At 65.0% G+C, this 21579-nt stretch carries 24 protein-coding genes; 11 read left to right on the top strand and 13 right to left on the bottom strand.

Annotation, left to right across the window (positions count from 1 at the left end):
* Window positions 1-4 precede the first annotated feature (4 nt).
* Entirely contained in the window at window positions 5-1042 is a 1038-nt protein-coding gene (gene alr, locus NUW51_RS05630) for an alanine racemase (protein ID WP_265563554.1), read from the top strand.
* 3 nt (window positions 1043-1045) lie between these two features.
* Here the strand turns inward: alr and NUW51_RS05625 are convergent, their stop codons facing one another.
* The 6 genes from NUW51_RS05625 to NUW51_RS05600 form a co-directional block, all read right to left on the bottom strand.
* Window positions 1046-1411 carry a hypothetical protein gene (locus NUW51_RS05625; protein WP_265563553.1) on the bottom strand — a complete coding sequence of 122 codons (366 nt, stop codon included), beginning with the start codon at window positions 1409-1411 and terminating at the stop codon, window positions 1046-1048.
* Window positions 1412-1668: 257 nt separating this feature from the next.
* The gene (gene nth, locus NUW51_RS05620) at window positions 1669-2322 is read right to left on the bottom strand and encodes an endonuclease III (RefSeq protein WP_265563551.1); all 654 of its coding nucleotides are present in this window, start codon (window positions 2320-2322) and stop codon (window positions 1669-1671) included.
* Window positions 2319-3008, bottom strand: a complete 690-nt coding sequence (gene dapB, locus NUW51_RS05615) for a 4-hydroxy-tetrahydrodipicolinate reductase (protein ID WP_265563549.1) — start codon at window positions 3006-3008, stop codon at window positions 2319-2321. The genes nth and dapB overlap by 4 nt, the downstream gene beginning before the upstream one ends.
* A gap of 65 nt (window positions 3009-3073) precedes the next feature.
* Complete coding sequence (locus NUW51_RS05610; protein ID WP_265563547.1) at window positions 3074-3511, bottom strand: hypothetical protein; 438 nt, start codon at window positions 3509-3511, stop codon at window positions 3074-3076.
* Window positions 3512-3706: 195 nt separating this feature from the next.
* Complete coding sequence (locus tag NUW51_RS05605) at window positions 3707-4102, bottom strand: acyl-CoA thioesterase (RefSeq protein ID WP_265563545.1); 396 nt, start codon at window positions 4100-4102, stop codon at window positions 3707-3709.
* A gap of 105 nt (window positions 4103-4207) precedes the next feature.
* Window positions 4208-4936, bottom strand: coding sequence for a winged helix-turn-helix domain-containing protein (locus NUW51_RS05600; protein WP_265563543.1), 729 nt, complete (start codon window positions 4934-4936; stop codon window positions 4208-4210).
* A gap of 116 nt (window positions 4937-5052) precedes the next feature.
* Here NUW51_RS05600 and NUW51_RS05595 point away from each other — a divergent pair, with 116 nt between their 5' ends.
* Both NUW51_RS05595 and NUW51_RS05590 read left to right on the top strand, forming a co-directional pair.
* A complete protein-coding gene (locus tag NUW51_RS05595; RefSeq protein ID WP_265563541.1) occupies window positions 5053-6144 on the top strand; it encodes a serine hydrolase domain-containing protein in 1092 nt (363 codons plus the stop codon).
* Between the two features lie 40 nt (window positions 6145-6184).
* A complete protein-coding gene (locus tag NUW51_RS05590) occupies window positions 6185-6883 on the top strand; it encodes an NAD-dependent deacylase (RefSeq protein ID WP_265563539.1) in 699 nt (232 codons plus the stop codon).
* Here NUW51_RS05590 and NUW51_RS05585 read toward each other — a convergent pair.
* From NUW51_RS05585 to lepB, 4 genes are all read right to left on the bottom strand, one after another.
* On the bottom strand, window positions 6880-7116 hold the full coding sequence (locus tag NUW51_RS05585; RefSeq protein ID WP_265563537.1) for a hypothetical protein: 237 nt from the start codon (window positions 7114-7116) through the stop codon (window positions 6880-6882). The two genes, NUW51_RS05590 and NUW51_RS05585, sit on opposite strands and share 4 nt — an antisense overlap.
* Before the next feature lie 174 nt (window positions 7117-7290).
* Window positions 7291-8181 (bottom strand): GTPase Era, encoded by an 891-nt coding sequence (gene era, locus NUW51_RS05580; protein ID WP_265563535.1) that lies wholly within the window; start codon window positions 8179-8181, stop codon window positions 7291-7293.
* A complete protein-coding gene (rnc, locus tag NUW51_RS05575) occupies window positions 8178-8873 on the bottom strand; it encodes a ribonuclease III (protein WP_265563533.1) in 696 nt (231 codons plus the stop codon). The genes era and rnc overlap by 4 nt, the downstream gene beginning before the upstream one ends.
* On the bottom strand, window positions 8863-9687 hold the full coding sequence (gene lepB, locus NUW51_RS05570) for a signal peptidase I (RefSeq protein WP_265563531.1): 825 nt from the start codon (window positions 9685-9687) through the stop codon (window positions 8863-8865). Before lepB ends, rnc begins: the two co-directional genes overlap by 11 nt.
* An 80-nt stretch (window positions 9688-9767) precedes the next feature.
* Between lepB and pgi the strand changes: the two genes are divergently transcribed.
* Genes pgi through NUW51_RS05550 form a run of 4 tightly spaced genes read left to right on the top strand, consistent with a single transcriptional unit; the run spans window position 9768 to window position 15434 of the window.
* On the top strand, window positions 9768-11288 hold the full coding sequence (gene pgi / locus NUW51_RS05565) for a glucose-6-phosphate isomerase (protein ID WP_265563529.1): 1521 nt from the start codon (window positions 9768-9770) through the stop codon (window positions 11286-11288).
* Window positions 11285-12637, top strand: coding sequence for a glutathione-disulfide reductase (gene gorA, locus NUW51_RS05560; protein ID WP_265563526.1), 1353 nt, complete (start codon window positions 11285-11287; stop codon window positions 12635-12637). Before pgi ends, gorA begins: the two co-directional genes overlap by 4 nt.
* Window positions 12637-14223: a phytoene desaturase family protein gene (locus tag NUW51_RS05555; protein ID WP_265563524.1), complete on the top strand. Its 1587-nt coding sequence runs from the start codon at window positions 12637-12639 to the stop codon at window positions 14221-14223. Before gorA ends, NUW51_RS05555 begins: the two co-directional genes overlap by 1 nt.
* Window positions 14220-15434: a CaiB/BaiF CoA transferase family protein gene (locus NUW51_RS05550; protein WP_265563522.1), complete on the top strand. Its 1215-nt coding sequence runs from the start codon at window positions 14220-14222 to the stop codon at window positions 15432-15434. Before NUW51_RS05555 ends, NUW51_RS05550 begins: the two co-directional genes overlap by 4 nt.
* Before the next feature lie 43 nt (window positions 15435-15477).
* On the opposite strand, the gene NUW51_RS05545 is transcribed toward NUW51_RS05550, so the two are convergent.
* Both NUW51_RS05545 and NUW51_RS05540 read right to left on the bottom strand, forming a co-directional pair.
* Window positions 15478-16257, bottom strand: a complete 780-nt coding sequence (locus NUW51_RS05545; protein WP_265563519.1) for a hypothetical protein — start codon at window positions 16255-16257, stop codon at window positions 15478-15480.
* 13 nt (window positions 16258-16270) lie between these two features.
* Complete coding sequence (locus tag NUW51_RS05540) at window positions 16271-17485, bottom strand: toxic anion resistance protein (RefSeq protein ID WP_265563518.1); 1215 nt, start codon at window positions 17483-17485, stop codon at window positions 16271-16273.
* A 243-nt stretch (window positions 17486-17728) separates the two neighbouring features.
* Between NUW51_RS05540 and NUW51_RS05535 the strand changes: the two genes are divergently transcribed.
* From NUW51_RS05535 to NUW51_RS05525, 3 genes are read left to right on the top strand one after another with little or no spacing between them, the layout of a single operon-like run.
* Window positions 17729-19084 carry a Tad domain-containing protein gene (locus tag NUW51_RS05535; protein WP_265563516.1) on the top strand — a complete coding sequence of 452 codons (1356 nt, stop codon included), beginning with the start codon at window positions 17729-17731 and terminating at the stop codon, window positions 19082-19084.
* An 8-nt stretch (window positions 19085-19092) separates the two neighbouring features.
* Window positions 19093-19614 (top strand): TadE/TadG family type IV pilus assembly protein, encoded by a 522-nt coding sequence (locus NUW51_RS05530; RefSeq protein WP_265563514.1) that lies wholly within the window; start codon window positions 19093-19095, stop codon window positions 19612-19614.
* Window positions 19611-20009: a TadE/TadG family type IV pilus assembly protein gene (locus NUW51_RS05525; protein ID WP_265563512.1), complete on the top strand. Its 399-nt coding sequence runs from the start codon at window positions 19611-19613 to the stop codon at window positions 20007-20009. Before NUW51_RS05530 ends, NUW51_RS05525 begins: the two co-directional genes overlap by 4 nt.
* 3 nt (window positions 20010-20012) lie before the next feature.
* Here the strand turns inward: NUW51_RS05525 and NUW51_RS05520 are convergent, their stop codons facing one another.
* Entirely contained in the window at window positions 20013-20786 is a 774-nt protein-coding gene (locus NUW51_RS05520) for an enoyl-CoA hydratase-related protein (RefSeq protein ID WP_265563508.1), read from the bottom strand.
* Window positions 20787-20875: 89 nt separating this feature from the next.
* Between NUW51_RS05520 and fsa the strand changes: the two genes are divergently transcribed.
* The gene (gene fsa, locus NUW51_RS05515; protein ID WP_265563506.1) at window positions 20876-21529 is read left to right on the top strand and encodes a fructose-6-phosphate aldolase; all 654 of its coding nucleotides are present in this window, start codon (window positions 20876-20878) and stop codon (window positions 21527-21529) included.
* The last annotated feature ends 50 nt before the right edge of the window (window positions 21530-21579 follow it).

The following is a 21579-nucleotide window of genomic DNA, read 5'->3' as shown; positions in this document are numbered from 1 at the left end:
GATCATGGTTCACCGCCCGCTTCGCCTGCGCCTTTCGCGCGCCGCTCTTGCCGACAACTGGCGCCAGCTCCGCGAGCTATGCGGGGTCGAGACGGGCGCCGCGATCAAGGCCGATGGCTATGGGCTCGGCGCGCGCGAGGTGCTCGACACGCTCCATGCGGCGGGGGCACGCGACTTCTTCGTGTCGACGTGGAGCGAGGCCGAGGCGCTGGGCGACCTGCCCGAAGGCGCGCGGCTGGCGGTGCTCCATGGTTTCGGGCCGGACGATGCGGCGGCGGCGAAGGACATCGCGGCGCGCCCCGTGCTCAACAGTATGGGCCAGGTTCGACGCTGGCGCGCGGCCTTCGCGGACCGGTCCTGCGATCTCATGGTCGATACCGGCATGAACCGGCTGGGTGTGGCGATGGAGGAGTTGGGGCAGCTGGACGGGCTTCGGATCGACACGTTGCACAGCCATCTCGCCTGCGCCGACGAAGCCGATCATCCGATGAATGCGGCGCAGCTGGCCCGTTTTGTCGAGGCCAAGGGCAAGGTCGCGGCAAAGCGCTACAGTCTTGCCAATTCGGCGGGCGTGCTGCTGGGGCGCGACTATGCCTTCGACCTGACGCGTCCGGGCCTCGCGCTTTATGGCGCCAGCCCAGTGGCCGACGGCGCGTGGATGTTCGAGCAGGTGGTGCGTGCCGAAGCGCAGATCCTGCAATTGAAGACGCTCCATGCGGGCGAGGCGATCGGCTATGGCGCGACCTTCGTGGCCGAGCGCGACACGCCGGTCGCGATCCTCAACATCGGCTATGCCGACGGCTATCCGCGCAACATGAGCGGGCAGGGCCATGCGCGCCAAGGGGGCACGATGCTGCCCTTGCTGGGGCGGGTGTCGATGGACTTGGTCGCGGTCGACGTAGCGCGCGGGCGAGACTTGCGCGAAGGCGATTGGCTAGCGCTCGACATGGTGCCTTCGCTCATCGCCAAGGCGGTCGGCATTTCCGCTTATGAAGTGCTGACCGGGCTCGGCCAGCGTTTCGAGCGGGTCTGGGAGGACTGAGGCCTAGCGCTCGGCGCTGGCGAGCATTTCGGCCTGGCCCATGCGGCCGAGCAGGGTCTGGGCGACATCATGGCTCGACAGGATGCGGCCATCGACGCCTTCGAGCGCGATATCGTCATTGGTCATGACCGATCGCAATAGGATCGCAGCCTGTCGTTCGCGGCCCGACGACGCGAAAATCTGGGCAAGGTTGATTCGCGCGCCGACATCGGTGCGGGCGCTTTCGAGCAGCTTGCGCTCGGCGCGGTCATAGTCGCCTGCCATCATCTCCTCGAAGGCGGTATCGCTGCCATAGCCGCCTTGCTGGGCGAGGGCGGGGGTGGCGGTCATGGCCGTCAAGGCGGCAGCGGCAAGGGTCAAACGGCGCATGGGCGATCTCCTTCTCTTGCATTCTCATGACAGAAGGCGGGCAGATTTGCAACGCCACTGCTGCAAATATTTCATCAAACTGTCATATTCGCGCAGGAGCTTCGGCGGTATTACGAGGTTTATTGGCGTCACTTTTGTGACAGGTAGCCCCTGTGGGTGCCGTGGGCGCAGAAGTGTCGGCGGCTTCGAGCGCATACGAAGCCCGGTGGTGAAGGTGGCGGACGCGGTGTAGTGCGCCGCCGCGATGGCGTTGCAGCCTAGCGGGCCTTACCCTTTGGCGCTGGGGTCTTCTTCTTGAAGCGGCACAGGTCGGACACGATGCAGCGCCAGCATTCGGGCGTGCGTGCCTTGCAGGTATAGCGCCCGTGGAGGATGAGCCAGTGATGCGCGCCGAGGAGGAAGGGCTCGGGCGTGACCTTTTCCAGTTTCTTCTCGACCGCCAACACGGTCTTGCCCGGGGCGAGCCCGGTGCGGTTGGAGACGCGGAAGATATGCGTGTCGACCGCGATGGCAGGCTGGCCGAAAGCGGTATTGAGCACGACATTGGCGGTCTTGCGCCCGACGCCCGGCAGCGCTTCCAGTGCCTCGCGCGTCTCGGGCACCTCGCCGCCATGTTCCTCGACGAGGATGCGCGCGGCGGCGATGACATTCTTGGCCTTCTGGTTGAACAGGCCGATGGTCTTGATGTGCTCTTTCAGTCCCTCGAGCCCGAGGTCGAGCATTTGCTGCGGCGTCTTCACCTTCTCGAACAAGGCGCGCGTGGCCTTGTTGACCCCGACATCGGTGGCCTGCGCCGACAGCGCGACCGCGACGACGAGCTGGTAGGCATTGCCATATTCGAGCTCGGTCTCGGGCGAGGGGTTGTCCTCGGCAAGCCGCGAATAAAATTCGAAAACGTCGGCCTTCTTCATTCGGCGTCGATCACGTCCGCCATCGAATAGAGGCCAGGCTCGCGGCCGTTCAGGAAGCGCGCGGCGGTGAGTGCGCCGCGCGCGAAGATGGCGCGGCTTTCGGCACGGTGCGACAGGATCAGGCGCTCATCGGGGCCGAGGAAGAGGACGTCGTGATCGCCCGCAACCGTGCCGCCGCGCACGGCGGCATAGCCGATCTCGCCGGCTTCGCGCTTGAGGCCCGTGCCGCAACGGCCGAGTTCGTCATGCGCATCCTCGCCGCGGCCCTTTTCGGCGGCGAGGCCGAGGTGGAGTGCGGTGCCCGAGGGGGCATCGGCCTTGCGGCGGTGGTGCGCCTCGACGATCTCGATGTCCCAACTGTCCTCGCCGAGGATACGCGCGGCCCGGGTCACGAGGTCGGCGAGCAGCGCGACGCCAAGCGAGGTATTGGGCGCCTTCAAGACAGCGATGTCGCGCGCGGCTTCCTCGAGCAGCTGGTCATGGCCTTCGTCGAGCCCGGTGGTGCCGACGAGAAGCGGGACATTCTCGCTCAAGGCGCGGTCGATCGAGCCGCGCAGCGCATCGGGCGCGGAAAAGTCGATGAGCACGTCGGCGCCCGTGTCGACAATGGCGATGTCGGTATCCGCTGCGGCGGCCTTGATGGCCTGCCCCATGCGGCCGTCGGGAGCGATGAGCGCGATTTTCATGCGCATCTTCTTGCCCGTCCGCGCGGCCCCGCGCAAGCGAGGCCGCGGCGGGGGCAGTCGATCGTCTAGTCCATCACCATGTCGCGCAGCAGGATGGTGCTGCCGACATGGCGATAGGTGGCGCGCTGGCCGCTTTCCTGCTGAAGCTGCGCGGCGCTGCGTTGCATGTGCTGCTGATAGGCGAGGCGGCGGCGCTCGCCTTCCTCGGCATCGACCATCTCGTCGAAGATGGTGATGAGGTAGAGATCGGGCTCGTCATCGCGGGCGTGGACGTTGTTGAGGATGTGATAGCCCGCGATCCAGCCCTGCGACTTGGCGAATTCCTGGTTCGAGACCCAGCGCGAGGCAAGCCAGTTGGCATAGTCGAGCGCGTGGCCGTCATCCACGCTCACCCCGGTGACTTCCCAATAATGGCCCGGCGTCATCGGCCAGTCCTGCGCAGCGGCGGGCGCGGCCCAGATGGTGGCAGCGGCAATGGTGGCCGCGAGCATCAGCTTTTTCATGATCGTCCCCTATGTGATGGCCGAGCCCCCACGGACCGGCGTTTCAGCAAGAGAACAACGTCGCCCGGACAAGCGGGCGGAAAATTACGAACGCTACGGCCAGGCCGGCGTCGTCCCCGAAAACAGGGTTAATCGAAATTAAACAGAAAGGCGAGTCGTTTCGCCGGTTGCACAGCGCGTGGGTGGGGGGCGCGCCTAGCGCTCGACGAAGCGGGCGACGACGTCCTTGGCGAGCCGCGCGGGGCGCTGGCTGACGGCATCGAGGCAGCACCAGACACTCTTCACCTCGGCGATGGTTTCCTCGCCGCGCTTGATCACGGTAGTGAAGAAAGCGCGCGCGCCCGAGACCTTTTCGGCGATCACGTCGGCGACGACGACATCATCGAGGAAGGTGGGGCGGCGGTAGCTGATCTCATGCTTCAAGGCGACCCACAGGTGGCGCGCGACCGCGTCGGGCGGCGCGACCTTGGACCAATAGTCGACGACGGCGTCCTGCACCCATTTGAGATAGACCGAATTGTTGACATGACCCATATGGTCGATGTCGGTCGGTTCGATCCCGATCGGATGATGGAAAGCACGCTCTGACATGGTCACAATGTTGCCCCTGTTGACATGAGTGTCAACGCGAAAAAGCGTCACATTCGAGATAGTTTCCCCATCCGGGACAAAAAGCGGCGGTGTGGCGCGAACGGCTCAGTTCGAGGGGCAGGAGGAGGTTAGCTCGGCGAGCCAGTCGCGCAATTCCTCGGGTGGGCTGGTAGTATAGATACCCTCGCCACGCGCCAGTGCGCACAGGATGTTGCGCGCCTCTGGGTGGACGAGCACCTCCTCTTGTTCGGGCAGGCCGACGATGAGCAGGTCGTGCCCTGCCGCCTCGGCGCGGATCGGGGGCAGGAAGGTCGCGCCATGGCCATCGATGCGCAGCGACTGGCGCCGGGCGTCGTAGAGCACGGGTTCGATGGTCGCCTGGCGCGTGGCGTAGAGCGCGGCAGCGAGCAGCGCGAGGAACAGGAGGAAGCCGACGACGAGACGACGCCAGCGCCGACGAGGTGGCGGCGGAGCATCGCCGGTGTGGGCGGGCAGCTGGTCGGGCGAGACGGCGAGCGCATAGCCCTTGCCGCGCACCGTGCGGACATAGCGTGGGCGCGCCCGGTCATCGCCGAGTTCGCGTCGGATCATGGTAATGCGCTGCATCAGCGTCTGTTCGCTGACATGCGCCTGCCCCCAGGCTTTCTCGGCCAGCGCGTCGCGATCGAGCGGCTCGGGAAAAGCCTCGGCGAGCGCGACCAGCACGCGCACGGACAGGTCGGACAGCGCGACGGGTTCGACATCGCGGGTCGCGGTGCCGGCGACAGGGTCGATCACGAGGTCGTCGAGGCGAAAGGGCTCCATGGCCGCGGAGGTGCGCAATTCATCCTGCAAGGTCAACGGCTTTCAGAAATCTTGAGGTAGCCATTTTCAGGAAGATTGAGGTGACAGGGCGGGAGGCGGTGCGGCAGCCCGAGGGCGCAACGTTCAACTGCTTATGGAAACCCGATATGTTTCTCACTTTTGCCGCGGCGCTGCTTGCCGCTCCTGCCCCCGAAGCTCCCTCTGCGGCACCCGCCGCCCATCCCAAGCTGGCCATTGTCGATGAAATGGCGCCGCGCCTGCTCGCGCAATATGACGTGCCCAGCGTCGGCATCGCCTATATCGAGGATGGCGAGATCCAGTTCGTCACCCATCATGGCGAACAGGAATGGGGCGTCGATGCCCACGAGGAGACGCTCTACAATGTCGCCTCGCTGTCCAAGCCGGTGACCGCCGAGACGGTGCTGCGCCTCGCCACTCGCGGCGAGGTCGACCTCAGCATGACGCTGGCCGACCATATCCTCGAGGATGACATCAAGGATGATCCGCGCGCGCAGCTGATCACGCCGCGGCTGGTCATGCGTCATCGCACCGGCTTTCCCAATTGGCGCTTCGAAACCGACGGTGTCCTCAAGTTCATTCGCGATCCGGATACCGACATTGGCTATTCGGGCGAGGGCTATGAATGGATGTACAAGGCGGTCGAACAGGCGACGGGGCGCGATTTCGAACGCACCGCCAAGAGGCTGGTTTTTGCCGAAAACGATATGCCGCTCACCAGTTTCACCAAGACCCGCGACTTTCGCGGTCGCCTCGCGGTTCCCTATAAGAAGGGGATGAGCGTGCGCAACGCGGTGCACGAAGACGAGATGGTCGCCTCCGACGACATGCGCTCTACCCCGCGCGAATATGCGCGCTTCATGATCGATGCGATGGAAGGCGACGATGTCTCGCCCGAACTGCGCGAAGAGCAGCGCACGATCCAGCATGACTTCCGCGCGAAAAGCGCCTGCAAGGGCGAGGATCGCGCCGATTTCTGCGCCCCGGCATCGGGTTGGGGGCTTGGCTGGTTCATCTTCGATTATGGCGACCGCAAGATCATGGAGCATACCGGCGGCGATTTCGGCGAGGCGGCGCTGGCCTATTACGACCTCGTCAATCGCAATGGCGTGGTGATCCTCACCAATGGCGCCGACGGCTGGGAAGTCATCCGCCGCCTCGCGGTCGCGCTCGACGATGACAAGCGCTGGCAGGAATATCTAATGGAGGATTGGGGCTAGACCCTTTCCTCGCTGCCCCCGGCCCGCCATGGTCGGGGGCATGCACTATGAGAATATCGTCATCCTGACCGGCGCGGGGATCAGCGCGGAAAGCGGCCTTGCCACCTTTCGCGGGGCCGATGGCCTGTGGGAAGGGCATCGCGTCGAGGATGTCGCCACGCCCGAGGCCTTCGCGCGCGATCCCGAGCTGGTGCAGCGCTTCTATGACGCGCGGCGCGCGCAGCTTGCCGAGGCACAGCCCAACCTCGCGCATGAGGCGCTCGCCTATCTCGATGCCGAATGGGATGGCGACCTGCTCATCGTCACCCAGAATGTCGACGATTTGCACGAGCGGGCAGGGGCCAAGCGGCTGCTCCACATGCATGGCGAACTCAAAAGCGCGCTCTGCCTCAACTGTGCCGAGCGGTCGCCGATCGAGGGCGATCTGCTGCCCGCGCCGCCCTGTCCGTGGTGCCGCGCGCCAGAGCTTCGTCCCGACATCGTCTGGTTCGGCGAGATGCCGCATGGTCTCGACCGCATCGAGGAGGCGCTGATGCGCGCCGACCTGTTCGTGTCGATCGGCACCTCGGGTGCGGTCTATCCGGCGGCGGGCTTCGTCCAGTCGGCGCGCTATCGCGGCGCGCATTGCGTCGAATTGAACCTCGAGCCGAGCGCGGGGAGCGAGCTGTTCCACGAGCACCGGCACGGTCCCGCGAGCGAGATCGTGCCGGCGTTCGTCGATGAAGTGCTGGACGGCTAGTCGAGGTCGACGCGAAAGCGCACCGATTGTTTGCCGACGCGGCCGGTAACCACGCCGTTGTCGCGCAGCAGGAAGCGGAACAGGCGCCCGTCGCGGGTGCGGCCGACAAATTCGTCGCGCCCCTTGGCATCCTTTCGCATCTCGTAGGTGATCGTGTCGCCGTCGACGTCGACCTGATGGTAGGTCGGCGCGGGATTGGCGGCGAGCGCGGCGGCGGTCAGCATGGTGATCATGAATCTTCCCTCTTTCAGCGCGATCCGACGGTCGGACCGCTCGGGGGAAAAGGTTCAAGAACCGTGCCAGAAACGCCTTTGCCAGCTATTGCAGTGACTTAATACGGCAATACGCATTCGGTGCGATGCCGTCTTGGCATTTCGCACCTCGGAAGTGGCAAAATCCGCCGTACGTCAGACCTTCCAGTCGAGGCCGACCTCGTCATAGACCTCTCGGTCCTCGTCCCATTTGGGATCGACCTTGACGTGGAGAAACAGGTGGACGGGGCGGCCGAGGTGCTCGGCGATTTCCGCACGCGCGCGTTCGCCGATCGCCTTCAGCTTGGAGCCGCCCTTGCCGAGCACGATGCCCTTCTGGCTGTCGCGGGCGATGCGGATCTGCTGGTGGATGGCGGTCGAGCCGTCCTTTCGCTCTTCCCACTTCTCGGTGACGACGGTGGAAGCGTAGGGCAGTTCCTGATGGAGCTGGTTGTAGAGCTGTTCGCGGGTGAATTCGGCCGCGATCATGCGGTCGGTGGCGTCCGACAATTGGTCCTCGGGGAAGTGCCAGGGCCCCTCGGGCATGGCATCGGCGAGATGCTGCTTGAGGTCCGCCACGCCGTCGCCGCTGGTCGCGGAGACGAAGAAGACCGCCTCGGGTTCGAGCCGTTCGGACAGCGCTTGCGCCAGTTCGAGCAGCTTGGCCTTCTTGACGAGATCGACCTTGTTGAGGACGAGGATGCGCGGCTCCTTGCGCTCCAGAACGCCCTCGACGAGCATCTCGACGCGCTTGCCGATCCCGGCGGCGGCATCGACGATGACGACGAGCCGGTCGGCATCCTCGGCGCCGTCCCAGGCGGCCTTGACCATCGCGCGGTCGAGGCGGCGGCCCGGTGCGAAGATGCCGGGGGTGTCGAGGAGCAGGATCTGCGCCTGGTCATGGATGGCGATGCCCATGAGGCGCGCGCGGGTCGTCTGCGCCTTGGGGCTGGTGATCGCGACCTTCTGGCCGACGAGCGCGTTGACGAGCGTCGACTTGCCTGCATTGGGGGCACCGAGGACGGCGACGAGACCACAGCTGGTCATGATGCTTTCAATTCCTTCAGGAGCGCCTTGGCGGCTTCGGTTTCGGCTTCCTGCTTGGAGGAGCCTTCGGCCTCGGCGGTATAGTGGCGCAGGGTCACGCGCACGGTGAAAATCGGATTGTGCGGCGGGCCCTTGATGCCCGTTTTTTCATAGGTCGGCGCGCCGAGTTTTTTCGCCGCGGCCAGTTCCTGCAGCGCCGATTTGGGATGCACGGGGGCCTTGCGCTGCCCATCGAGCCACGGGGCCCAATGCGTGTGGACGAAGCGCTCGCACTTCTTCATGCCGGCTTCGAGATAGAGCGCGCCCATCAGCGCCTCGACGACATCGCCGATGACATTGTCGCTTTGCTGCGCCTTGTCGTCGCGCGCTTGGCGGCCGAGACGGATATGGTCGGGCAGGCCGAGCGAGCGGCCGACCTCGGCGCAGGTCTCGCGCGCGACCAGCGCATTGTAGCGCCGCGCGATCTTGCCCTCTTCCTCGTTTGGGAAGCGGGAGTAGAGCCAGTCGGCGACGACGAGCCCGAGGACGCGGTCGCCGAGAAATTCCAATCGTTCGTAGCTGGCCGAGCCGCGATGGGTGCTGGTGTGGCTGCCATGGGTAAGGGCGGCGACGAAGAGGGTCGGATCGGCAGGTTCGTGGTCGAACAGCGTGCGCGCCAGCGCCGCCGCCTCGATCGCGGGATCAGTCGCCATAGCCGACCCCGATGCGTCCCGGGCGGAGCGCGGTGAACCAGGTCCACGGCAAATACCATTCGGCCGAACCATCGGTGGACCAGAAGTTACCGAGCGCGCGTCCGACGAGATTCTCCATTGGGACGAGCCCGACACCGCCCACCGCCGGCGTGAAGCGCGAGTCAAGACTGTCGTCGCGATTGTCGCCCATCAGGAAGACATGCCCTTCGGGCACCGTGACCGGCGCCCGGTCGTCGCCGTCGCCGACGGTGGTCTGGTCGAGCACGGTATAGCTCCGGCCCGAGGGCAGCGTCTCGCGGAAGGCGGGGTAGAGACAGCGCATCACGCCGTCATTGCCCGGCTGGACGAAGGGCCGGGCACGGGGCGCGGGCTTGCATTCGCTGTTGGGCGTGACCGGCATGGCGAAGTCGCGTGGCAGCCGCTCGCGCTTGATCGGCTCGCCGTTGAGGATCACCACCCCGCCCCGCAATTCCACGCGATCGCCGGGAAGCCCGATCACGCGCTTGACGAAATCGCTGTCTTCCTGCCCCGGCGGGCGGAAAACGACGACATCGCCGCGTGTCGGCAGACTTTCCATGATGCGACCTTCGAACGAGGGGATGCCGAGCGGGAAGCTGTATTTGGAATAGCCATAGGGCCATTTGCCGACGAACAGATAATCGCCGATCCACATGGTCGGCAGCATCGAGCCCGAGGGGATCGAGAAGGGCGCGACGATGAAGCTCCTGAAAATCCAGGCAAACAGCGCGAGGCCGAGGAGGAAGCGGGTCATCGAGCCCAGCGTTTCGGGCTTCTTTTCTTTGGTCTTTGCCATCACGGCTTCCCTTCGACGCCCGCGCGGGCAAGGTCAAGCAGGGATGGCAAACGCGCGAGGCTTCGCTATGGGTGCGCGCGATGACCGACAGCAACGATCCCCGCGCCGCCGCCCTCGACACCATCGCCAATTACGAAGGCCCGCCGATCGGCGCGTTGTTCGACGCCGAACCCGATCGGCTGGAGCGGCTGGTGGTCGAGGATTGCGGCATTCGCTTCGACTTCTCCAAAACCCATCTCGATGCCGACCTCGTCAAGATGTTCGGCGAACTGGCGGACGCCAGCGAGCTTCACGAGGCGCGCAAGGCGCTCTTCTCGGGCGCGGTGGTGAACCCCAGCGAGGGGCGCGCCGCCACCCATGTCGCCGAGCGCGGCGAGGGCGGCAATGAGGACAATGAGCTCGCCGCCGCGATGCGCCGCCGGATGCGCCAGCTGATCGATGCCATCGAGGCCGAGGCCTTCGGCGAGGTGGAGGCGGTGCTCCACATCGGCATCGGCGGCTCGGTGCTCGGCCCCGCGCTAATCGTCGATGCGCTGGGCCGCGAGGGGCAGAATGTCGACCTGCGCTTCGTCGCCAATATCGACGGCGAGGCGATGGACGAGGCGCTGATCGGCCTCGACCCCGAGACGACGCTGGTCGTCGCCGTGTCGAAAAGCTGGTCGACCATGGAGACGCTGACCAATTTGGATGCCGCCATCGACTGGCTCGAGGGCGCGGGGCTGGAGGATCCCTATGGCCGCGTCATTGCCGTGACCGCGAGCCCCGACAAGGCGATCGAGAGCGGGATCGACGAGACCCGCATCCTGCCCTTCGCCGAGAGCGTCGGCGGGCGCTATTCGCTGTGGAGCGCGGTCGGCGTCTCGATCGCGCTGGCGCTGGGCTACGAGCGGTTCGAAGAATTGCTCGAAGGCGCCGCCGCGATGGACCGCCATTTCAAACTATCGCCGGTCGAGAAGAATGCGCCGATCCTCGCGGCGTTCAGCGATCTATATTACACACAGAACCGCGGGGCCGAGACGCGCGCGATCTTCGCCTATGACGAGCGGCTGCGGCTCCTCGCCCCTTATCTTCAGCAGCTGGTGATGGAATCGAACGGCAAGGGCGTGACCGCTGATGGCACGCCGCTGACCCGTCCGACCAGCGCGATCCTGTGGGGCGGGGTGGGGACCGATGGGCAGCATGCGGTGTTTCAGCTGCTGCACCAAGGCAGCCATCTCGTGCCGGTGGAATTCGTCGCCGTCATCGAGAATGAGGACAGCCAGGATCCGCGTCAGCATCGCCAGCTCCTCCTCAATGCCTTCGCGCAGGGCGCCGCGCTGATGGCGGGGCGGGCCAATGAGGAGGATGCGGCGCGCGCCTATCCGGGCGACCGCCCGTCGGCAACGCTGCTCCTCGACAAGCTCGATGCGCACACGCTCGGTGCGCTCATCGCCTTTTACGAGCATCGCACCTTTGCAGAAGCGGTGATGCTGGGCATCAATCCCTTCGACCAGTTCGGCGTCGAGCTCGGCAAGGATATGGCGCGCGCGATCGAGGATCCCGAGACCCGCGAGGACTTCGACCCCTCCACCAAGGCATTGATCGGAAAGGCCGGCCTGTGAGTGATTTCGACTATGACCTGTTCGTGATCGGCGCCGGTTCTGGCGGGGTGCGCGCCGCGCGCATCGCCGCAAGCCATGGCGCCAAGGTCGGAATCGCCGAGGAATATCGCGTCGGCGGGACCTGCGTCATTCGCGGTTGCGTGCCCAAGAAGCTGCTCGTCTATGGCGCGCATTTCGCCGAGGATCTCGAGGATTGCGCGCGCTTCGGCTGGGAAGTCGAGGGCAAGAGCTTCGACTGGAAGAAATTGCGCGACAATGTCGCCGACGAGGTCGACCGGCTGGAGGGCCTCTATCGCAACACGCTCAAGGGCAATGAGGTCACCATCCACGACTGCCGCGCATCGCTCGGCGGCGGGCACGAGGTGAAGCTGTCGGACGGCAGCAGCGTCACTGCCAAGAACATCCTCATCGCGGTGGGCGCGCGCCCGCACGTTCCCGAGATCGAGGGGTGCCAGCAACATGCCATCGTCTCCAACGACGTGTTCAAGCTCGACAAGCTGCCGAAACGCATCGCCATCTCCGGCGGCGGCTATATCGCCAATGAGTTCGCAGGTATCTTCAACGAGTTCGGCTCGACCGTCACCATCGTCAATCGCGGCGATCGCATCCTGCGCGGCTACGACCATCAGGTGCGCGACCGCTTGCTCCAGATCTCGATGACCAAGGGCATCCGCTTCATCTTCAACTCGACCTTCGACAAGGTGGAGAAGAAGGAGGACGGCTCGCTCCACCTCACCATGAACGGCTGCGAGGACATGGAGGTGGACGCGCTGCTCTTCGCCACCGGGCGCGAGCCCAATGTCGAAGGGCTGGGGCTCGAGGAAGCGGGCGTGAAGACGGGCGATAGGGGCGCCATCTGCGTCGATGAATATTCTAAGACCAGCGTCGATCACATCTATGCCGTGGGCGATGTCACCGACCGGGTGCAACTGACCCCCGTCGCGATCCGCGAGGGTCATGCGGTGGCCGACAATTTGTTCGACGGACAAGATCGCACGGTCGATTACGACAATATCCCGAGCGCGGTCTTCAGCCACCCGCCCATCGCCGCCGTCGGCCTCACCGAGAGCGAGGCGCGCGAGAAATTGGGCGGGGCCTACAAGACCTACACCAGCGATTTTCGCGCCATGAAGAATGTGCTCGCGGGGCGCAACGAGCGCTCGCTCTACAAGATTGTCACCGACGCCAACACCGACGTCATCGTCGGGATCCACATGATCGGCCCCGAAGTGCCCGAGGTCATGCAGGCCGCCGCCGTGGCGGTGAAGGCAGGGCTGACCAAGCAGGCGTTCGACGACACGATCGCGCTGCATCCGACGATGGCCGAAGAACTGGTGCTGATGCGCTGATGCATGACGCCGTCATCATCGGTGGCGGCCATAATGGGCTGACCTGCGCCTTCTACCTCGCGAAGAAGGGGCTGGACGTGCTCGTCGTCGAGGCGGCCGATACGGTCGGCGGCGCGGCGGTGACCGATGAATTCCACGCGGGCTTTCGCAACTCGGCTGCCAGCTACACGGTGAGCCTCCTCCAGCCCAAGATCATCCGCGACATGGAATTGTACCGCCACGGGCTCGAAGTGGTGCTGCGCAAGGTCGATAATTTCCTGCCCACGCGCGGGGCCGAATACCTGCTCAGCGGGCGCGGCGGGCTGACGCGCAGCGAGATCGTGCGCCATCACAAGGCCGACGGACCCGCTTATGACGGCTATGAGGCCGAGTTGCAGGGCCTCGTCGCGCTGGTGCGACGCTGGATGCTGAAAGCGCCGCCCGTGGCTGCGAAAAGCGTCTCGGGGCTTGGCGACTGGCTTCGGCTGGCGCGCGATGTCGTCGGCATGGATCGCGCCGAGGTGGAGACGCTGAGCCGCTTCTTCCTCAAGAGCGCGGGCGACGTCCTAGACACGCGTTTCGAGGGCGAGCTGACGAAGGCGCTGTTCGGTTTCGATGGCATCGTCGGCCATTTAGCGTCGCCCTACGAGCCCGGCACGGCCTATGTCCTCCTTCACCACCTCCTCGGCGAGGCGAACGGGGTGCAGGGGGCGTGGGGCCATGCCATTGGCGGGATGGGCGCGATCACGCAGGCGATGGCGCGCAGCGTGCGCGAGGCGGGCGGCGACATCCGCCTCGGCGCGCCGGTCGAGGAAGTCATCGTCGAAGGCGGGCGCGCCTGCGGCGTGGTGGTCGGGGGCAAGGCGATCCGCGCGAAAGTCGTCGTGTCGAACGCCAATCCGCGCCTCCTTGCGACACAGCTCATGCCCGAGGGCGCGCTGCCCGAGGAGGTGGCGGCGCACTATGCGGGCTGGGCCTGCGAAAGCGCGACCTTCCGCATGAACGTGGCGCTGAAGCGCCTGCCGAGCTTCATCAGCATCCCCGGGCGCGGCGATCATCTGACCGCAGGCATCATCATGGCACCCAGCCTCGATCACATGGCGCGCGCGCACGCCAGCGCCGTGCTCGATGGGTGGAGCGCGGACCCGATCGTCGAGATGCTGGTCCCCTCGACCTTGGACGACACGCTCGCGCCCAAGCACCAGCATGTCGCCAGCCTCTTCTGCCAGCACTTCCGTTACAAGCTGCCGGGCAAGCGGAAGTGGGCTGAGGAGCGCGAGGCGGCGGCCGATGCGGTCATCGCGGCGGTCGACAGCTATGCGCCGGGCTTTGCCGACAGCGTCATCGCGCGCCAGATCCACTCGCCCGCCGACCTCGAAAGTCGCTTCGGCCTGATCGGCGGCGATATCTTCCATGGCAAAATGACCTTGGACCAGATCTTCTCCGCCCGACCAAGGCTCGGCGACCAGAGCTACCGGATGCCATTGGACGGGCTCTATCTGTGCGGTTCGGGCGCGCATCCCGGCGGCGGAGTGACCGGCGCGCCGGGGCATAATGCCGCCAAAACCATCCTGTCCGACAAGAAAAAATGGAGGAATGCGGCATGAGTGCTGCGCCGCTGAAAGGCCTCAAGGTTCTCGACCTCAGCCGCGTGCTGGCGGGGCCGTGGTGCACGCAATTGCTCGCCGATCTCGGCGCCGATGTGATCAAGATCGAGCGCCCCGGCGCGGGTGACGACACGCGCCATTGGGGGCCGCCGTGGCACGAGCATGAGGGGACACGCGTCGCCGCCTATTTTCTCGCCGCCAATCGCGGCAAGAAGAGCGTCGCCCTCGATTTCTCGTCTAAAAACGGCGCGGCGGTGGTGCGAAAGATGGCCGCCGAGGCCGACGTGCTGGTCGAGAATTACAAGGTCGGTGGGCTGGCCAAATATGGTCTCGATGCCGCCAGCCTGCGGGAAGCCAATCCGAAGCTCATCTACGCCTCGGTCACCGGTTTCGGGCAGGACGGGCCCTATGCCGCCCGCGCGGGCTATGACTATATCGTCCAGGCGATGGGCGGGATGATGAGCCTCACCGGTCTGCCCGACGAGATGGAAAATGGTGGGCCCTTGCGCGTCGGCGTCGCCATCGCCGACATCTTCACGGGCATGTATACGACCTCCGCCATCCTCGCCTCGCTCCACGAGCGCGAGAAGACAGGAGAGGGCGCGCATATCGACATGGCGCTGTTCGATACCCAGCTTGCCGTGCTCGCCAACCAGGCATCGAACGCGCTGGTCTCGGGACACGATCCGGGGCGGCAGGGCAACAGCCACCCCAATATCGTGCCCTACCAGCCCTTCATGGCGGCGGATCAGCCGCTCATCATCGCGGTCGGCAATGACGGCCAGTTCGCGCGCCTCGCCAAGCTCTGCGGCCATCCCGAATGGGTCAGCGACGAACGCTTCGCCACCAATGCCGCGCGGGTCGCCAATCGCGAGGCGATCGTCGCCAAGGTCGGCGCGGTCATCGCCGATGCACCCGCCGCGCACTGGATGGAAAAGCTGCTCGAGGCGGGCATTCCGGCAGGGCCGATCAACAGCGTGAGCCAAGCGCTCGGCGATCCGCAGGCGCGGCATCGCGGCGCACTGCAGCAGCGCGGGGAGGGGGCCTTGGGCGAAGTGCCCATGGTCGGCTCGCCCATCCGCCTCGACGGTGCGCGTGCCGATGCGCGCCTCGCCCCGCCCGCGCTGGGCGAGCATACGGACGAGGTGCTGGCGCGCTATTGCGATGCCGACACGCTTGCCGCTCTCAAGGCTTCCGGCGTCACCAGCTGATCGTCATCCCAGCGAAGCGCTGGGGCGACGGTTGACGTGTCGATTAGCGGTCGAACTCGCTCTTCTTCTCGCCATAGCGGTCGCGCATGAAGCGGCCGTGGCTTTCGAGCGCGTGCATGTCTTTCCTGGCGAGGCTTTCGCCCAGCTCGTCCAATGCCTGACGGCCCGAGCGAAGCCCGTCGGCGAGCCGCTGGTTGGCCGTCAGCCCTTCGTTGTCGCGCGTCAGGCGATAGCTTTCGGGGACCTGCTCATAGCGCTCGATGAGGAGCGGCAGGTGCTGGCTCATCAAGCGGCGCGCATCGGCGACCTGCGGATCGCCGGCATCGGCATTATCGAGCAGCGGTGCCATTTCCTTGACCTTGCGCCGCAGCTCGTCGAGTTCGGCGCGCGCGACGTTGGGCAGGTCGCGGCGGGCCCGGTGCAGGAAATTGTCGAAGCGCTTGGCAAGGTCGGCATTGCCGATGCTGCTTGCGACCTCGCCCATCGTCGCGGCGGCCTGGCGCGGGAAGAAGGCGGCGATGGCGGCCAGCCCGATGGCGATGCCGACCGCGGCGAGGAAGCCGAACAGGCCGATCGGCACGACCATGCCGATGCCGATGGTGACGATGCTGACGAGCCCGATGGCCAGCCCGGCGCGAATGAGCCCGTCGGTAATGTCGCGGCCCATCTGTTCGAGATCGGCGCGGCGCGTCTCGCGGTCGAGGTTGGTCATCACTCGTGTCGCGCGGCTGATCGACGCGTCGGTGCGCGCCTGTACGGCGGGAAGCCGCTCCATCTCGCGCGCCTGCCGCTCGACCGCGGCGATGCCTTCCTCGATGCTCATGGCCTGGCTGCTCCTATTCGAGCGCCTCGAAGGGCGAGGGCTGCTTTTCGAGCTTGGCCTGTTCGACCCCTTCGGCGCGGGCGATATAGCCCTTCGACTTCTTCACCTCGTCCTCGAGCACGTCGACGGTCTGCTTCATGTTGCCCAAGGCCTGCAGCTTGAACTGGTCGATCGAATCCATCGTGTCGTAAATGTTCTGGAAGGCACGCTGGAGCGTCTCCAGCGGGATCGTCGAGCTCGCGGCCTGTTCGTGGATTTGCGCGGTGTTAGATTTGAGCAATTCGCCGGTGCTGTCGATCATGCCCGCCGTCGTGGTGTTGAGCGCGGTGATCTGCTGGAGCACAAGCTTCTGGTTACTCATCGCCTGCGCGACGGTAACCGCGGTGCGCAGCGCCGCGACGGTGGTGGTCGAGGCGCGATCGACGCCCTTCACCAGCTCGACATTGTTCTTCTTGACGAGGTCCAATGCGAGATAGCCCTGCACCGTTACCGCCATTTGCGTCAGCAGGTCCTGCGTGCGCTGGCGGGTGTAGAAGAGCGCACTCTCGCGGATCGCCTTGGCCTTGGCGGGATCGGTCGCGTCCAATTCGTTCGCCTTGGACTCGAGCGCGGCATCGAGCTGCTTGGAGATGTGGATCATCTGCTCGAGCTTGTGCATCGTCTTCCAGAGCCCTGCGCGCTCGGTATCGATCGCGGCATTGTCCATGAGGAGCTCGTCCTTGCCGTTGCCGAGACGGTCGAGGATCGCGCTGATATGGCTCTGCGCCGAGCGATATTTGTCGAAATAGCGGTTCACGCGATTGCCGAAGGGGATGATGCCCAAGAGCTTGCGCCCGGTGAACATCTTGGAATTCTCACTGGGATCGAGTTCCTCGACGGTCTGGCGAAGCTTGGTGAGATCGGCGCCGATGCCGGTGTCGCTGTCGATCGCCTTTACCGGGCGGTCGAGAAAGCGCGAGGAGGCGCCGGCGGCCTCCTGGATTTCCTTGCGGCCCATGGCGGTCAGCTGGTCAACCTTCTTGCCGAATTCGGGGCTGTTGGCGTCGAGCGCGGCCAATTCCTCGACGAAGCTGTCGACCTTGTTGTCGAGCTGGCTGCGCTCTTCTTCCTTCAAGGGGACGAGCCCGGCGGCCTGATGGCTGGCGATCGGCTGCAACACCTCGGGCGGGTCGAGCTTGATCGTGGTGGTGGTCTCGGTCGCGGTCGCGGTCGTGGTCGGTTCGGCCATGAAGTCCCTCTTTTCGGCTGGAGCCTGACGTTTTCGCGAGGGTGACCCAAGCGGGCGCGCCATGGCAAGCCATAATCACTGTATCACCAATGTAAGACGGCGCGTGCGCGGCGACAAGGGGGAGCGGGGAGGGACAGGTGGCGGCGGTTCGTTACGCTTCGTTAACCATGAAGTTCAAGGCTTCGCTCACCATCCGCGCGCTATGGCATGGTCCAATTGGGAGAAAGCCGGGAGGCCAAACGCATGCGCAAGCTGCTGAACAAGATGTGGAATGACGAGCGAGGCAATGTGCTGGTCGTGATGGGGGCGACACTGCCGCTGTTCGTGGGCGCGGCGGGTCTTGCCACCGACACGATCCAGTGGACCTTGTGGAAGCGCCAGTTGCAGCGCGCGGCAGACTCGGCCGCCATCGCGGGCGTCTACGAGCGCGTCCAGTATAAGAACGACCTCGACAAGGTGAAGGCCGCGGTCACCAAGGATCTCGCGCTCAACCACCATACCGGTATCGCGCTTTCCTCAGGCTTCCCGCAAACGAGCCTCGTTGCCGACAGCACCGACGGCACGCAGACGCTGCGGGTGAAGGTGGCGCTCCAAGTGGCGCGCCCGCTCTCCTTCAGCGGCATGTTCATGTCGGCCGCGCCCGCCATCTACGCCGAATCGACCGCCGCCTCGGTGCCCGGCACCGACGATTATTGCGTCATCAGCCTCGAGGACACCTCGAACACCGGCATCACCGGTTCGGGTAATGCCGGGGTCGAGATGGACTGCGGCATGATCACCAATTCCTCGGCCGCCAACTCGGCGATCGCCAAGGGCAATGTCACGATGAAGGCGAGCGTCATCGCCTCGGTCGGCGGCATCGAGAAATCGGATAACTGGGTCGTCGAGAAATACGATCCCTATGTGTCGAAGATGACCGACCCCTATGCCAGCCTGTCGCCCGATCCCTCGGTGATGGACTGCACCTCCACCAAGGTTGTGGTTCGCGGCGGACCGAACGAGACCATCAGCACCGCGCCGACGATCACTGCCGATTACGATTTCGACGCGAGCTATGCCGCCAACGGCAACAAGTCCATCAATTGCTTTTCCGGCATCGACGTCGCCTCCAACACGACCGTGAACCTGCCCGCGGGTGTCTATTATATCGATGGCGGCAATGTGAACATCCAAGGGACGCTGACCGGGACCGACGTGACGATCGTCCTGACCAACAGGAATACCTCGTCGACCGCGACCATCGGTACCTTCGACATGAACGCCCAAGCGAAGATGACCTTGTCGGCGCCGACGACCGGGACCTGGGCCGGCATGGCGATTTATCAGGACCGTCGCGCGGTCAACCAGCCCAAGCAGAACCCCAACAAGATCAACGGCGGCTCCACGGGCATCATCGAAGGCGTGCTCTATTTCCCCAACCAGGGGCTGGCCTATAACGGTGATGGCACGAGCGATTTTGTCTGCACGCGCATCGTGTCGCGGCGCGTGACCTTCTCGGGTAACAACACCACGGGCAACACCACCAAGATCAAAAAGGATTGCGCGTCCAAGGGCATTCCTTCGTTCGAAGGCGGGCGTCTCGTCCGACTGGTGGCGTGATGATGGGGATGTTCAAACGCCTGGCTGCCGAAGATCGTGGCTCGGCCACCATCGAACTGGCGCTGGTCGCGCCCGTGATGGCGGTGATGATCGTCGGCGTCGTCGACATGTCCATGGCCTATAGCCGCAAGCTCGCCATCGAGCAGGGCGCGCAGCGCGCGATCGAAAAGGTGATGCAGACGACCACCACCGAGACCGTGCACGGCACGCTGGCCAAGGAAGCCGCCGCCGCCGCCGGAGTGCCTGAAAGCCAAGTGTCGGTGAAATATGTCCGCGAATGCGACGGAACGGAAACCAACATCACGACGGCGGTCGCTGCGGTGCAGGCGCTGATCGATGCCGGTACCGCGTGGGAGAATATCGATACGTCGGCCATGGATTGCCCGTCGACCACCACGCTCGAGCGGCGCTACCTGACCGTCACCATCACCGACAATTTCGATCCCGTCCTCGATCCACGCCTCGCCGGTCTCGGTTCCAAGGACGGCAAGTTTCCGATCACCGTCGAAACAGGGATTCGCACGCAATGATCAAGCGCTTCGTCAAACGGCTCAATCGCAGCGAGGAAGGGGCCGCCGCCATCGAGATGGCCTTCGCGCTGCCGATCTTTATCGTCATGCTGTGGATGGTCGTGCAGATGGGGCTCGTCATGCGCGCGGTCGCAGGGATGCAGCATGCGCTGGGTGAGGGCGCGCGCCTCGCGACCATCTATCCCACCCCGACCACCAACGACATCACCAACGAGATCAACAATCGCGTCTACGGCATCGGGCCGGGCAATTTCGCCATCGACGCGCCGGTGTACAACAATACGGGTGGCTATGTGGATTTGAGGGTGACCTATAACCAGAAGACCGATCTTCTGTTCCTGCCGGGTCCGGACATCGCCATTTCGCGCAACAAGCGCGTCTACGTCGCCAATTAGGCGCTAGCCCGCGCCGCCGCCGCGCGCGGCGAAAAAGGCGGCAATGGCGCCTTTGAGTTCGTCGGACGCCAAGCGTTCGGCGAACTTGCCGTTTTCCAGCGTCATGCGCTCGAGGATGCGGCCCGTATCGACCTTCCTGAGCAGCGCCTGCGTCTGGCGCATCGCCTCGGGCGGGCGCGACAGGATCGTCGCGGCGATGGCGTCGAATTTCTCGTCGAGCGCGTCATGCGGCGCGACGTGGCTCAACAGCCCGATGGCCTTGGCCTCGGCCGCCCCGAAACTGTCGCCCAACAACAGGTAGCGCGCTGCCGCGCGCCTTCCCGCCAATTCGGGCAGGATGAGCGAGCTTGCCGCCTCGGGCACCAGCCCCAATTCGGTAAAGGGCATCTTGAAGCGCGTGTCCTCGGCGGCGATGACGAGGTCGCAGTGGAACAGCATGGTCGTGCCGATGCCGATGGCATTGCCGTGCGCCTTGGCCAGCACCGGCACCCGGTTGGTCGCCATTGCTCGCAGGAAGCGCCAGACGGGAATATCGACCTCTTCGCCGGGCTTGGGCATTTCCTGCATGAAGTCCATGAGGTCGTTGCCCGCGGTGAAGTCCACGCCCTCGCCCGACAGGGTGATGAGCCGCGTGTCCGAGCCGTCGGCATTGGCCCCCTCGATCGCCTCGGCCATGGCGGCATACATGGCGATGGTGATGGCGTTGCGGCGATCGGGGCGGGCCAGCACGATGTCGAGCCTGCCGCCTGCGTTGCTGACCTTGACGTGTTCGCTCATGAAATTTCCTGTCCTGACCGGGTGACGGGGCTTCCTGTCTTGGCTATCGGATAGCCGAACGCAGCGCCAGCCCGAGGGGAGCCTCCACCATGAAATTCTTCGCCGACACCGCCGACATCGACGACATCAAGGAACTGGCCGACGCCGGACTCCTCGACGGGGTCACCACCAACCCCTCGCTGATCAAGAAGTCGGGCCGCGACATCATCGAGGTGACGAAAGAAATCTGCACCATCACCGACGGCCCCGTCTCCGCCGAAGTCGTCGCCACCGAGCATGACGAGATGATGCGCGAGGCCGAGGTCCTCAGGAAAATCGCCGATAATATCGCCATCAAGGTGCCGCTCACGCCCGCGGGCTTGAAGACCTGCAAGGCGCTGACCGGCGATGGCACGATGGTCAATGTCACCCTCTGCTTCTCGGCCAACCAGGCGTTGCTCGCGGCCAAGGCGGGGGCGAGCTTCGTCTCGCCCTTTGTCGGGCGCCACGACGATGTCGGCTATCCCGGCATCGAGCTCATCGCCGACATCCGCCTCATCTACGACAATTACGATTTTGCCACCGAGATCCTCGTGGCCAGCGTGCGCAACCCCATCCACATCCATGATTCGGCTAAGATGGGCGCCGACGTGATGACCGCCCCGCCCGAGGTGATCTGGAAGATGTTCAACCACCCGCTCACCGACAAGGGCCTCGCCGCCTTCCTCAAGGACTGGGAAGCGACCGGCCAGAAGATCGGTTAATTCGTTGCGGTGCAGCATCGAAAAAGCATCGAGGCTGTCGGGAAATTAAC

The sequence above is a fragment of the Sphingomicrobium arenosum genome, assembly GCF_026157085.1.
Classification (GTDB): domain Bacteria; phylum Pseudomonadota; class Alphaproteobacteria; order Sphingomonadales; family Sphingomonadaceae; genus Sphingomicrobium; species Sphingomicrobium arenosum.
This window is presented reverse-complemented; position numbering and strand designations above follow the sequence as displayed.